Here is a 13,353-nt window from a genome sequence, read left to right on the forward strand (position 1 = left end):
CCGTTTTCGAAACATGAAACAAGGTTTGTATTCCCAATTTATTTCCCCATTTCACCAACCGTCAAAATACCTATTTTTCCGCGGATTTCTACTCTAGCATACGCTTTGAAAACTATTGTAAAATGAGAGCACAATCTAGACTGGCGGAGGTTAATTGAACATGCAGCTCTCAGTCGAAGAATTCGCAGAATTGCTTGTATCAGGCAGCCACAGCGCTGCGATGGAACGGATTGTCCGTTACCGAGTGAACGGCATGAACAACCTATTTTTGTGCGAGCAGCTGATCATGCCCGCTATGCGTTATATCGGAGATCTATGGGAGAACAATCTCGTGTCGGTTGCCGATGAGCATCTGGCATCGGGCGTATGCGACTGGCTGCTCGACAAGTTGGAGCCGATGCTGCCCAGCGTAAGCTCACAGCCCAACCGCGCGATGCTCTTCTGCGTGGAGGGAGAGATGCATGATCTCGGACTCAAAATGTGCGCCTCCCTCTTCCGTGAATACAATTGGGATGTCCGGTTCTACGGGTCTAATATGCCGCTTGAATATGCGATGACCAGCTCGATGAGTTGGAAACCCGACGTCATTGCCATCTCCTTCACGATGGAGGATCAAATTATGCAGGTCAAAAGCTACGTCGAAGCGCTCGAGCAGCAGCTCCATGGGCCGACGATCATGGTCGGCAGCCGATTGCTCGATACGTATGACCTGCGCCCATACGTATCGCCGAATACCGAATTGATTCCCAATCTAGTCGATTTATCATCCTGGCTTGCAAGGTATACTACTCTATCATCCGAACTGCAGGAGCTGGGTTAAAGAACACCAATGTCTGGAGAGAGCCTAATGCTTGCAGTACCTGAGTGGAGAACCATCCCCACCCCCTTGTTTCTCGTCGATCCGACCCTGTCGATTCTAGATGCGAATCTGGCCGCGCGGCGCGTCTTTGAGCTGAGCGAATCCGCCTCATTCACGGACCTCCTTGATCCCGGCTCCCTGACCAAAGCTTCCCGGATGCTGAATCCGGAAGCCGTGGCGCGGCATGCCGTGGAGCTGAACATGCGGCCCCGCGAAGGCGGCACGGTCCTGTTCGATGTGCAGCCCGCCTGGCATGACAATGGACAAGGCTGGTTATTGTGTCATCCGAAGAGCGTCGAGCTCGATCGGATCGAGTCGATGGTGAGTTTCATCTCCAGGCAGCTTAAAGAAGATGATGCGCCAGGCATGTCGCCTTCCTATCCTGCGCCTGCGCCCGCACGCTTCACCCGTTCAGGCAAGCTGACCGATGCGCAATCCAGCGTTACGGTTGCGTTAGAGCTGCTCGAGCTGCTCCGGTCCGATATGATCGAGCTGCATAAGGAAGACTTCCTGAACGTCATTATTAGTCAGCTGCGAGCCGTGGTCGACGGCCGTGACTAGGTTATTGCATCAGCTGTCTGAGATCCATCCCATAATGCCAGAACAAATAAGAGCCCTGCGGCACGCCGCAGGGCTCTTCTCTATGCCGATCGAACGCAAGGCTTATTCAGCCGGGTACATCCGCTCGCGCAGTTCTTTAACTTCTTTGCTCTCCAGGTACTCGTCATACGACATGATGCGGTCGATGACGCCGTTCGGCGTAATCTCAATGATGCGGTTCGCGATCGTCTGCACGAACTGATGGTCATGCGATGTGAAGATCAGCGTACCGTCGAAATCGATCAGGCCGTTGTTGAGCGCGGTGATGGACTCGAGATCCAAGTGGTTCGTCGGTTCGTCCATGAGCAGGACGTTCGAACCGGATAGCATCATCTTGGACAGCATGCAGCGCACTTTCTCGCCGCCGGAGAGTACCGAGGCTTTCTTCAGCGCTTCGTCGCCGGAGAACAGCATCCGTCCGAGGAAACCGCGGATGAACGATTCGTCTTGATCCTTCGAATATTGGCGCAGCCAGTCCACGAGGTTCATCTCGACGCCGTCGAAGTAAGCCGAGTTGTCTTTCGGGAAGTAAGCCTGAGTTGTCGTAACGCCCCATGCGTATGTGCCGCTGTCTGCTTCCAGCTCGCCGGTGAGCAGTTGGAACAATACCGATTTCGGCAGCGTGTTCGGACCGACGAGAGCGATCTTGTCGCCTTTGTTCACGGTCAGCGTCAGGTTGTCGATGATTTTCTCGCCGTCGATCGACTTCGTAAGGCCTTCGGTCAGCAGCAGCTGCTTGCCCGCTTCGCGCTCCGGCTTGAAGTTAATGAACGGATACTTCCGACTGGAAGGACGGATATCGTCCAGGGAGATCTTGTCGAGCAACTTCTTACGGGAAGTCGCCTGCTTCGCCTTGGACTTGTTAGCGCTGAAGCGCTGGATGAACGCTTGCAGTTCCTTGATCTTGTCTTCCTTCTTCTTGTTCTGGTCGCGCATCAGCGTCAGAGCCAGCTGGCTGGACTCGTACCAGAAGTCGTAGTTACCGACATACATCTGGATCTTGCCGAAGTCGATATCCGCGATATGCGTACAAACCTGGTTCAGGAAGTGACGGTCATGGGATACGACGATAACGGTACCTTCGTACCCGGCCAGGAAGTTCTCCAGCCATTCGATCGACTGCATATCCAAGTGGTTGGTAGGCTCATCGAGCAGCAGGATGTGCGGGCTGCCGAACAAAGCTTGCGCCAAGAGGACGCGGACTTTCTCATTGCCGGACAGCTCCGACATTTGCTTGTCATGCAGCTCGGGCGGGATGCCCAGGCCGTTCAGCATGCCAGCCGCTTCGGACTCCGCTTCCCAACCGTTCATCTCGGCGAATTCCGCTTCCAGCTCGCCGGCACGCATGCCGTCTTCATCCGTGAACGGATCCTTCAGATAGATCGCGTCTTTCTCTTTCATTACTTCATAGAGCTTCTTGTGGCCCATGATAACCGTCTCGAGCACTTTGAACTGATCGTACTCGTAATGGTTCTGTTTCAGGACGGCAAGACGCTCGCCCGGCGTGATGTGCACTTCGCCGTTCGTTTGCTCCACTTCACCGGATAGAATCTTCAGGAACGTCGATTTGCCGGCGCCGTTGGCGCCAATAAGACCATAGCAGTTGCCAGGTGTGAATTTGATATTAACATCCTCGAATAAGGCGCGCTTCCCGTATCGAAGCGTTACGCCACTTGTACTGATCATTGTGCGCGATCCCGTCCTTTTGTTTCATTTGAACCTCATCGCACCATTATACCATAACCGGCAAGAAAAGTCCTTGCCGATGCAAGGCGCGTATCGGGTCGTCCATGTCTATAATTTAGCCGGTTATCCGCCGATATAAGAAGAGTAGAAGAATAGATCGACTCGGGAGGAAAGTTATGGATTTACAGTCGTTAAACCAAATCGACCGGCAGCGCAAGAACAGGCTGGCCGGCTCAGCCATGCTGTTTGCCGGCGTGCTCGGCACCTTAATGCAGTTCGCCTTGAATAACGCATGGACATCGAAGATTACGTTCATCTTGTGTACCTTGGTGATGATCGTGCTCATGGTGATGAACAGGCGCCACAAAGGCGTGAACATCTTCCCTTATGTCGCGTTAATCTCGCTAACCGGGGTCATTCTGATCTTCCTGCTGCGTTCGGCGACGATGTCGAACTTGATGATGCTCTACCTGCTGGCAACGATCGGTTCCATCTATATGCGCAAGGCGGTCATGCTGCTTCACTTTGCCATAGGTATTCTCATGTATGCCGGCTTCTTCGTCTATCATCAAGGCGATCCGATGCTGGACGGATCCACGAATACGATCGCGATTCACATTGCCATCTACATCGTCGTCTGCGTGGTCATGTTCCTCAAGGGAAATATTGCCGAGCATCTGATGAGCGATGTTCAAGCGAACCAATCGCGTCTGACCGAACTGCTCCATGAGCAGCAAGAGCAGGAGGAGCGCCTTCGCTCTTCGTCCGCTTCGCTGTCGACCAGCATTGACCGGATCTTCACGAAGAACAATATCAATTACGAGTCCATGCAGCAAATCAATCAAGGCTTCCAGGAGATTGCCTCCGGCGTGACGCTGCAAGCCGCGACGATCAGCCAAATTACCGATGAGCTGGACCTGACGAACCAGATGGTCGCCCGTATGGTCGAGCAATCGGAGACGCTCGAGCAGAAGGCGGCGGAATCCGAGCAAGCCAGCAAGGCCGGCTCCCAGCAGGTCATCTCCCTGTCGGAGACGATCCAGGCGTTCCAACGCTCGTTCGAACATATGAGCAAGGAAATGGCGGCCCTGCAAGGCAGCATCGACCACATTAGCAATTCCGTCCGCTCGATTAACGAGATATCGTCGCAGACCAATATTCTGTCGCTCAATGCGAGTATCGAAGCTGCCCGCGCAGGGGAGCTCGGCCGCGGATTCGCGATCGTCGCCCAGGAGGTTCGCTCGCTCGCTTCCCAGAGCACGGCGCTGGCCGACGAAATGATGAACGGCATTCGCACGATCGAAGACCAGACGCACGCCGTCCAGTCGCTCATGACCACGAACGTCGAGCAGATGGTGCAGTCGGTCACGATGACCGATGGAACCCGCGAAGCGTTCCGCACCATCGAGTCTGCCGTAGGCGTCCTGTCCGAGAAGATCAAGAGCAACCACGAGCAGACCCGCACGATCGGGCTGAAGTCAGCCAACGTGAAGACGGCGACTTCCGACTTCGCGGCTTTCATCGAGGAGCTGTCCGCCACGCTCGATCAGCTGTCGGCAACCGTTAGCGAGCAAAGCGCCAATCAGCAGCAAATTACGTCCGATATTCATGTCAGCCATGGCGAAGTGCGCCATCTGATGAGCCAGTATGAGTCGAAGAAGGAAGCGTAATGATTAAGACGTTAGCAACAAACAAGCCCAGACGCCGATCGGTGTCTGGGCTTGTTCGATTTCATTTCCTAACCTGTCTGCCTGCTGCTGGCTACTAGCCGTTAATCCCAGTTCAGCTTCACTTCGTTGCCGGTCGCCGACGACTCGTAGATCGCGTCGAGAATGCGGTTGTTCGTATAGCCGGAGAGCGCCGTCGTGATCGGCTCCTTGCCTTCGCGGATGCACGTGACGAAGTGCTCGCTCATCAGCTGGCGCGCATCGCCCTCTTCCGCCGTCAGCGAAGACTCGATAATGATGTTGTTCTCGTGGGTGACCATCTTGCCCGTGCTGCCGACGATCGATGCGCCGGCGTCCGTCCCCATCAGGTAGATGAACGGATCTTCGCTCAAACCGGCCGCATGTGCCGCCCAACTGACTTCGAGCGACAACGTTGCGCCGTTGTCGAATTTGATCAGCGCCGTCGCCAGATCCTCTACGTCGTAGTAGCCGTCCCAGTTGGGCGTGCCCCAGTTGCCGATGCCCGTTTTCTTCGGACCGAACTCGGCATAGGTCGTGCCGTATACGGAGATCGGGCGCGGATTGCCCATCATGTACAGCGTCAGATCGAGCATATGCACGCCGATATCGATAAGCGGACCGCCGCCGGACTCGTCCATACGCGTGAACCAGGAGCCCCAACCCGGGATGCCTTTCTTGCGAATCCAGCCGGCCTTCGCATTGTAGACGCGGCCGAGCTTGCCGGCGTCAATCTCGTTCTTCAGCGCGCGCGATAAGCCTTCCCAGCGCATCTGGTGCGCCATCATGAGGATTTTGCCCGACTTCTCCTTCGCCTCGACGATCTCGCGCGCCGTCTCCGAATTAATCGACATCGGCTTCTCGAGCAAGACGTGCTTGCCCTGCTTCAGCGCTTCGATCGCGAGCGGCGCATGGAATTTGTTCGGCACGGCTACGACGACCGCGTCGATGTCCGGATCTTCCAAGAGCGCCTGCGGGCTCTGATGCACGAGCGGAATATTGTGCTCGGCTGCGCGCTGCTCGGCATGCGGCAAGAATGTATCCGTAATTGCGGCGACCTGCGCGCCTTCTATCTTCTGGAAAGCCCCCATATGCGCGTTGCCGATGGCGCCTGCGCCGATAATGCCGATTTTGACGGTCTGGCTCATTATGACGAAATCCTCCTACAAGGTGATGGTAGTAGTGCTGGCATGGTAACGAATAGATTGCCTCATATAGAGACGGTATCCTTCCAGTTTAATGGACAGTGCAGGATTGCGCCAACTGGGCGGCTAGTTATTTTTCGTTCCGATTTTGCTCTTGCATGCGCGGTGCGTTCCCAAGTGCCAGCACTTCGCCCAGCGCGAGCGTTAGGATGCGCTCCGGTTCGATGCCAAGCCTGGCCCGCTCCGCCTCTAGCCGGTCGATCGCTTCGCGCGGCGTATCGTCCGCCAGCGCGAAGGCGCCATAGTGCATCGGCACGAACACCTTGGCCTTCACGTCCAGGAAAGCTTGCAGCGCTTCTTCCGGCGACACGTGCTGCATTCTCATGAACCATTCCGGTTCGTAGGCTCCGATCGGCATCAGCGCGACATCGATATCGAACCGCTCGCCGATCTGCTTGAACCCTTCGAAATATCCGCTGTCTCCGGCAAAATAAACCGTCGGCTCCGGCTGCCGCTCACGATCCGCGGTCATGTCTTCGATAATGAAGCCGCCCCAATGCGAGCGGTTCGTATCCGTCAGCGTGCGCCTCGTCCAATGCTGCGCCGGAACGAAGGTGAATTTGGCCCCGCCGACCGTGGCAGACTCCCACCATTGCAGCTCAATAACCGAAGAATAGCCCTTGCGGCGCAGCATCGCGGCCAGACCGACCGGGACGATTAAGGTTGCCTCTGTCTGGCCGGCCAACGCCTTAACGGAAGGCAGATGAAGATGATCGTAATGGGAGTGCGACAACAGAATGACGTCGACCTTCGGCATTTCGTTCATTGCGATTCCGGGCTTGGTTAGACGTTTCTGGAAACCCATAGAGCCCGCCCATACCGGATCGGTCACGATGTTCAGGCCCGAATGCCGGATGAGGAAAGTCGAATGGCCGACCCAGACGATGGATGGCTCGCCGTTAGCCGCGTCCTTCTTATACGCCCTCGCAGCCGCAGCTGTAGGCACCACCCACGAGAAATCCTTGTGCTTCATCTTCCCGGCGCGCTCCTTGCGCCAGCGGCGCAGATCCTTCATCGAACTTGTGGTCGCGGCCGGATTCAAGTTTGCGTAACGCATCAGCGCATATCCCCCTTATGAACCCTTCCTCTCTACGATACCAACCGGGCGATTGAATCGCAAATCCCCGCTGACCGTGCCGTATCAGGCATTCCGCCGCCTTGCGGCCTGCCCGAATATCCCCGCTCTTCCCGCCGACTCGCTTCCGCGCCGGGAATACGGTACACTTGCTGTATATGCCTTATCCTCACGACAATAAGAAACTTGCTGTTATAGGAGGTCCCTCACATGCGCTTAACTTTTATTGAACCAACGCCAAGCCCGAATTCGATGAAGCTCAACGTCGACGTCAAGCTTCCGGCCGGACGGCGCGAAACCTATGTCCCTGCCGAAGCCGACAAGGCTCCTGAGCCGCTCCGCGGCCTGCTGGCCATCGATGGCGTGCGTAGCTTGTTCCGCACGGCGGATTTCATTGCGCTCGACCGCAAGCCCGGCGCGGACTGGGAGCGGATTCTGGCCGAAGCCAGAGCACTGCTCGGCGAAGGAAGCTCCGCCGCCGATGATGCCGCAGGCCCTGCCGCGGACAGCTTCGGCGAAGCCCTTGCGTTCGTGCAGCTGTATCGGGGCATCCCGATCCAGGTGCGCGTACGCGAAGGCGGCCGAGAGGTGCGCGCCGCGATGCCGCAGGCGTTCACCGATGCGGTAACCTCCGCGGCCCAAGCGACGATGATCCGCGAGCGGAAGCTCGAGGAGCTGGGCGTCCGCTATGGCGAGCCGGAAGAGATCGCGGCCGAGCTCGTCCGGGAGCTGACGGCCGCTTACCCGCAGCAGCGTCTCGACGAGCTCGTCGCCGATGCGATCGCGGCCGGCGGCGCTCCGGCAGGCGAAGCTCCGGCCGCGCCCGTGCGGCCGAAGCCGCTGACGACCGAGGAGCTCGCCGAGCGCTTGCAGTCGCCGGAGTGGAGCGAACGCTACGAGGCGCTCTCGCGTACGCTCGCCGAGCCCGAGATGCTGCCGCTGCTGGCGCAATGCCTGCGCGACGAGAACGTCTCGATCCGCCGTCTGGCCGTCGTTTACCTCGGCGAGCTGCGCCTGCCTGAAGCGATGCCGCATCTGTTCACGGCGCTTCAGGACGCTTCGGCCTCCGTCCGCCGGACCGCGGGCGACACGCTGTCCGATCTCGGCGATCCGGCAGCTATCGGTCCGATGACGATCGCAATTACCGACCGCAACAAACTGGTCCGCTGGCGCGCGGCCCGCTTCCTGTACGAAGCCGGCGACGAAACGGCTGTCGAGGCGTTGCGCGGCGCCGTCGACGATCCCGAATTCGAGGTTCGCTTGCAAGCGCGCATGGCGCTCGAGCGGATCGAGCGCGGCGAAGAAGCGGCCGGCTCCGTCTGGCAGCAGATGACGGCACGCGAGCGCGGCGGGGAGAGCTAATAAGCAACTTGCCGCCTGGAATGGAGTAACTCCCAGTCCGTAACGGAAACGGCCCTGCTCGATCGCGAGCAGGGCCGTTTGTCATAACTGTGTCTCATTCGCCGCTTGATGCGACATCCGTACGTTCACCCTTAAATGTGCAAGTCCTTAAAGGATTTCCCTTTAGGCGGTTTGGAGCCTGTTTTCAGATCCCCGCCCTTCACTTCTGCCTGTTCCTCCATAGACAATTCTTCGGGAAGGTCCTCCAGTTCAAGCTTGTCCATCGGTTCGTTGTTGTTCTTCTCTGTCATATAAGCCCCTCCAGGAAAAGGAATAATCGGTAAACCACAATCAGTATACAAAGGAATGACCAGCCAAGAAAAGAGAAATTTAGGGTCTAAGGACTATCTCAACCCCATTGTGGTTCTCAGCTTGCTCCACACCTTGTCGCAGATGCTTCTGCGCGCAAGAAAAAAGACCGGTCCTTCACACCCCGAAGAATGCGAGAGGACCAGCCCTGCTGCAAGCCGTCTATCGTTTAGTAGCCATACACTTCGAAGTTCCAGAGCGAGTACCCATACGGGGTCGCACGCTCGGTTCCGTACATCCGCACGTAACGTCCCGTGCCGCTTACCGTCAGGTCATTGTCTCCGCCCGTTCCCGTCGTCGTGCTGTACAGGTCGGTCCAGTTCGTGCCGTCCGCGGAGATTTGCAGCTTGAACGATTTTGCATATGCCGCCTCCCAGCTCAGCTTAATCCGGGTCACCGTTCGTGATTGGCCGAGGTCAACCGTTATCCATGACGGATCGATGCCGGTTGCGGAGCCCCACCGTGTGCCGTTATCGCCATCGACAGCCGCTGCCGCGACGAATGGATCTTGCACGGAGGAGGCCGTTACCGATTGGTTCAGCGACAAGAGCGAGGCATTCTGCGCAGGGGCAAGCGTGCCGTACACGTCCACCTCATAGAGCGAGTAGCCATAGATCGTGCCGCGCTCCGTGCCATAGATACGAACGTAGCGGCCTGTTCCGCTGACGTTCACTTCATCAATTGCACCGTCGCCCGTCGTTGTGCTGTACACATCGGTCCACGTCGATCCGTCTTGCGACACTTGGATTTTGTATGATTTGGCATAGGCAGCTTCCCAATTCAGCTTCACCTTGCTCAGCGTGTGCGTTGTGCCCAGATCGATGCTCAGCCACTGCGGATCGGCACCCGAAACTGATGCCCAGCGCGTCTCGCCGCTGCCGTCCGTTGCATTCGTTCCGGCAAAAGGCGCCTCCGTCGAAGAGACGGTCACCGTCTTGCCGAGTGCGACATTCGTGCCGGTATTGCCGCCATTGTCGCCTCCGCCTTCGTTCCCACCACCATTGTTGCCGCCGCTGCCGGGCGCTGCCCAGTTATCGCCGGCGTTCGACGAGGTCATCGGGTTGACCGTCACGAGCGAATGCGCCGCGACGACCGCCGTGCCTGTCGTACCGGAAGCGTTCGTGAACGTGACCGTTACCGGATTCGCCGTCGGATTCCAGATGACGGCCGTGTAGGCGGTGCCTTTTTTGTACACCGTCGCACTGCTCCAGCCCGTCGCCCATACGTCCTTCGTACGCGTACCGAGCGTCGCCATGCTATTGACGAACCAGTAGGTGTTGAAAATCTCGTTACGCTGCAGCTTCGACGCATCCCACTTGGCCAGAGCGCCTTGCGGATCGCTCAGCGCTTGAATCGGCCATACGATATGCTGCCAATCGGTCTCCGGACCGCCGTTATCGGTGACGAATCCGTTGTACAGCGAGGCGGCTTTGGCCGGATCCAGGCCGTAGCTGGTCAGGTATTCCGCCGTCGGCAGCCAGTGGATGCCGTAGATATGCACCGGCGCGCCGCTGAAGAACGTGCCGTAGAAATTCGACGAGCCGTACACTTGGCCGACCGTCTTGTGCGTCCATTGCGGCAGCCAGTTGTCGTTGTCGTAGTTGAACCAATATTGCTCGACCGCTTTCAGTTCCGTCGTGAAGCCATAGATCGCCGTATTGCGGTTCACGGTATCGCCCGTGAGCAGGCTCCACATGTACTGGCCAACCCAGCCGAACAGCGATTCGCCGGCCGCTTCCTGGTTGTTGCCGCTGTCGTTGTCCGCGTAGCCGCCCGCCCACGAATGGCCTTCATACGGGTCGAAGCTGCGGAAGAACGGGTACAGCGGATCGGTATGCGACGGATTCGCGTAATCGCGAATCAGATGCTCGACCATCGGCCCGTACTGCGTGCGGAAGCTATCGTCGAACGTCGCGAGCACCGCCGAGGCGAATACATAATAGCCGTACGTGAAATGATGGTCCGTAATGCCGTTGTTCGCGCCGAACTCGCTGACGCGGTAGTACGTCGTGCCCCAGTCGTTATTATAGTAGAAGAAATAGTCCGGCTCGCCGCTCGTATACGTGTACCAGTCGGTCAGAATCGTCTTGATGCGGGCAAGGAATTTGTCGCGGTACGCGGTCTCGCCCATTTCGTTCGCTGCGAGCACGCCCATGGCGAGCGGATGGAGTTTCTTACCCTGCCAGTAGGCGTCGGCCGCCATCAGATTGCTCGTCGTCTCTTCGTCGAGCGCCTGCAAGTAAGAGATCATCGCCATCTTGCTATACTCCGGATTCGTCGGCTCCACGAACTGCGGCACGATGCCGTAGAAGCGGTCCACCGTCGTGAAGCTATTGCCCTCCCGCACTTTGAGCGTGCCGCGAACGGATGGATACGTCAGCGTCGTCAGCGGGGAAGACGATACTTTCCATTGATGCGGATACAGCGCCATCAGCGTCTGGTTCGAGAATCCCGTACGCTTGAGCGATGTCGTGACGTTAAAGTTCGTCGTCACCTGGGAGGTCGATTCGTTATAATCGTAGCTGACCTGCGTTCCCGTAACGAAGGCGTACGCATGCTGGTAGAAATAGTTCAGGTCCGCCGCGGAAGGCAGCGCCGCTACGGCAAGATAATTCTGTCCGCCGCCAAGCTTGATCTTCAGCTTCGCGCCCGCTTTCGTAATGACCGTTCCCGGCGGTGCGAAGATCCCGTAATAACGCGTCTGCGGCGTCGCGTTCGGGCTGCCGTCCGTATTGACCAGCTTCACGCCGATATGGTCGGTCGTGAGCGTCTGACCGTCCGTGGTAAGAACGGAAGCTCCGCTGTCATCGAACAGCTGCGTAATGAGCGGCGAATAAATCTCGACCGAATTCGGATCGCTGAACGTGCTGTACACATATGGCGAGCCTTTCACGAAAGTCGTCTTCATTTTGTCCGTAGCATCATCGCTCAGAACCGTGTCGACCGACCAATCGCCAATGCCCGTCACGCGCGGTTTCATCTTCGAGCTGTCGATGGCGCTATTCATGACGTAGAGGTCAGGATTGCCGTCCGCATTCACCGCTGTCCCCCCGCTGTTCAGCCAACCTGCCCCTGGATTGAGCAAGCCTAGCCCTTGCGGGAAAAACTTCGACTTCAGCGGCAACGTGATCAGGTAATCGCCCATCGGCTTGATGAGGATCGATTGCCACCAGTCGTTCGAAGCGATCGGCGTCGTTACCGAAGCCGACTTGTTCGCCGGATATTTCGGCTGCGGCATCTTGAGATCATTCGTCAGATAACTGCCTGCTCCCGCCTGAACCGTCTGCGGCGTAGGGAGCGGCTCGATCGTATACGTCGGCTGCGGCTCTCCGGCCACATAGTCATACACTTCAAGTTCGAGCAGCGAGTAGCCGAACGTCGTCCCGCGGCCGATACCGTTCATCCGTACATAACGGCCTGTCGCGTATACGGGAATCTCCTGCTTGCCGCCTGCTCCGCGCAGATCGCGGTACACGGTTGTCCACTGCGTCCCGTTCGCCGATACTTGCAGGTCGAAAGCGCGGCCGTACGCCGCTTCCCAGTTCAAGACGATCCGGCCGATCGTGCGGGAGGCTCCGAGGTCGACCGCGAACCATTCGCTGTCGGTCGCATTGGACGACCAGCGCGTCGCCGGATTGCCGTCCACTGCATTGGCAGGCAGCGTCGAACCTGCCGGCAAATAAGCGGATTGCTCATACGAAGAGGCCGTAACCGGTTTGCCGAGCGCAACGTTCGGGCCATATGAAGTTGGAGGGAGATTCACGCCGCCCGTCCCGTATACTTCGAGCTCCACAATCGAATACCCGTACGCGGCAAGCGCGCGCTGCGTGCCATAGACGCGGACGAAGCGGCCCGTACCGCTGAGTGTCACATCATCTGTCGCGCCGTCGCTTGTCGTTGTGCTGTACACGTCGTTCCACGTCATCTCGTCGCTGGACACTTGGATTTTGTACGCTTTGGCATAGGCGCCTTCCCATTGAATCTTCACGCGGTCGATCGTCGCCTGCGCGCCTAAGTCGATGTAGATCCACTGCGGATCGGAACCCCATGCGCTGCCCCATCGCGTGGCGGTATTGCCGTCCACGGCCAGGCTTGCCGCATTCGCGCCTTCGCTGGAAGAGGCATAAGCGGTGCGTCCTTGCGACAGCAGATACGATCCGGCGGCTTGCGCCTCCCGGATAGTGAGCGAAGTTACCATCGAGAGCAGCATCGATAAAGAGAGCATGTAGATCAGCGTTTTGCGCAGCCTTGTGCTGGGCTGGTGAGTCAACTTCATTACTGAAACCTCCTATGTAGGTAGCGAATAGGCGGTCCAACATGTCCGGCGGCTCATTGTTGGAACGGTCATCCAGTGCGGTTCTTCGGCTATGTCACATCCCTTCGGCTGGTAAGCGTTATCGCTTGCTTGCATGCCAAGTATACCTGCGTGACAAGCGGTGGAATATGCCGAAGATTAGCGATTCATACCCGAAACTTTGGTTGCGCTTGATGGAATCGATTGCCAAGTCCCGCCAAGTGCTATAGCGCAAAAAG

Annotated in this window: 9 protein-coding genes; 4 read left to right on the forward strand and 5 right to left on the reverse strand. The window is 57.7% G+C overall.

The window, feature by feature from the left end; translation table 11 throughout:
- Window positions 1-160 precede the first annotated feature (160 nt).
- Both FHS18_RS03065 and FHS18_RS03070 read left to right on the forward strand, forming a co-directional pair.
- Entirely contained in the window at window positions 161-820 is a 660-nt protein-coding gene (locus FHS18_RS03065) for a cobalamin B12-binding domain-containing protein (RefSeq protein ID WP_183596829.1), read from the forward strand.
- A 27-nt stretch (window positions 821-847) separates the two neighbouring features.
- A complete protein-coding gene (locus FHS18_RS03070) occupies window positions 848-1,420 on the forward strand; it encodes a nitrogen regulation protein NR(II) (RefSeq protein WP_183596832.1) in 573 nt (190 codons plus the stop codon).
- 102 nt (window positions 1,421-1,522) lie between these two features.
- Here FHS18_RS03070 and FHS18_RS03075 read toward each other — a convergent pair whose 3' ends face one another.
- Window positions 1,523-3,145: an ABC-F family ATP-binding cassette domain-containing protein gene (locus tag FHS18_RS03075; RefSeq protein ID WP_183596835.1), complete on the reverse strand. Its 1,623-nt coding sequence runs from the start codon at window positions 3,143-3,145 to the stop codon at window positions 1,523-1,525.
- Window positions 3,146-3,321: 176 nt separating this feature from the next.
- Here FHS18_RS03075 and FHS18_RS03080 point away from each other — a divergent pair, with 176 nt between their 5' ends.
- Window positions 3,322-4,815 carry a methyl-accepting chemotaxis protein gene (locus FHS18_RS03080; RefSeq protein ID WP_183596838.1) on the forward strand — a complete coding sequence of 498 codons (1,494 nt, stop codon included), beginning with the start codon at window positions 3,322-3,324 and terminating at the stop codon, window positions 4,813-4,815.
- Window positions 4,816-4,916: 101 nt separating this feature from the next.
- Here FHS18_RS03080 and FHS18_RS03085 read toward each other — a convergent pair whose 3' ends face one another.
- On the reverse strand, window positions 4,917-5,978 hold the full coding sequence (locus FHS18_RS03085) for a Gfo/Idh/MocA family protein (protein WP_183596841.1): 1,062 nt from the start codon (window positions 5,976-5,978) through the stop codon (window positions 4,917-4,919).
- A 127-nt stretch (window positions 5,979-6,105) separates the two neighbouring features.
- A complete protein-coding gene (locus tag FHS18_RS03090; RefSeq protein ID WP_343060371.1) occupies window positions 6,106-7,092 on the reverse strand; it encodes an MBL fold metallo-hydrolase in 987 nt (328 codons plus the stop codon).
- 228 nt (window positions 7,093-7,320) lie between these two features.
- On the opposite strand from FHS18_RS03090, the gene FHS18_RS03095 reads away from it, so the two are divergent.
- Window positions 7,321-8,472, forward strand: coding sequence for a virulence factor (locus FHS18_RS03095; RefSeq protein ID WP_183596843.1), 1,152 nt, complete (start codon window positions 7,321-7,323; stop codon window positions 8,470-8,472).
- Window positions 8,473-8,603: 131 nt separating this feature from the next.
- Here the strand turns inward: FHS18_RS03095 and FHS18_RS03100 are convergent, their stop codons facing one another.
- Together FHS18_RS03100 and FHS18_RS03105 are read right to left on the reverse strand one after the other, a co-directional pair.
- A complete protein-coding gene (locus FHS18_RS03100; protein WP_183596846.1) occupies window positions 8,604-8,762 on the reverse strand; it encodes a hypothetical protein in 159 nt (52 codons plus the stop codon).
- A gap of 227 nt (window positions 8,763-8,989) precedes the next feature.
- Window positions 8,990-13,096 (reverse strand): discoidin domain-containing protein, encoded by a 4,107-nt coding sequence (locus FHS18_RS03105; protein WP_183596848.1) that lies wholly within the window; start codon window positions 13,094-13,096, stop codon window positions 8,990-8,992.
- Window positions 13,097-13,353 lie beyond the last annotated feature (257 nt).

Origin of the sequence: Paenibacillus phyllosphaerae, assembly GCF_014192105.1 — a bacterium.
GTDB lineage: Bacteria > Bacillota > Bacilli > Paenibacillales > Paenibacillaceae > Paenibacillus_Z > Paenibacillus_Z phyllosphaerae.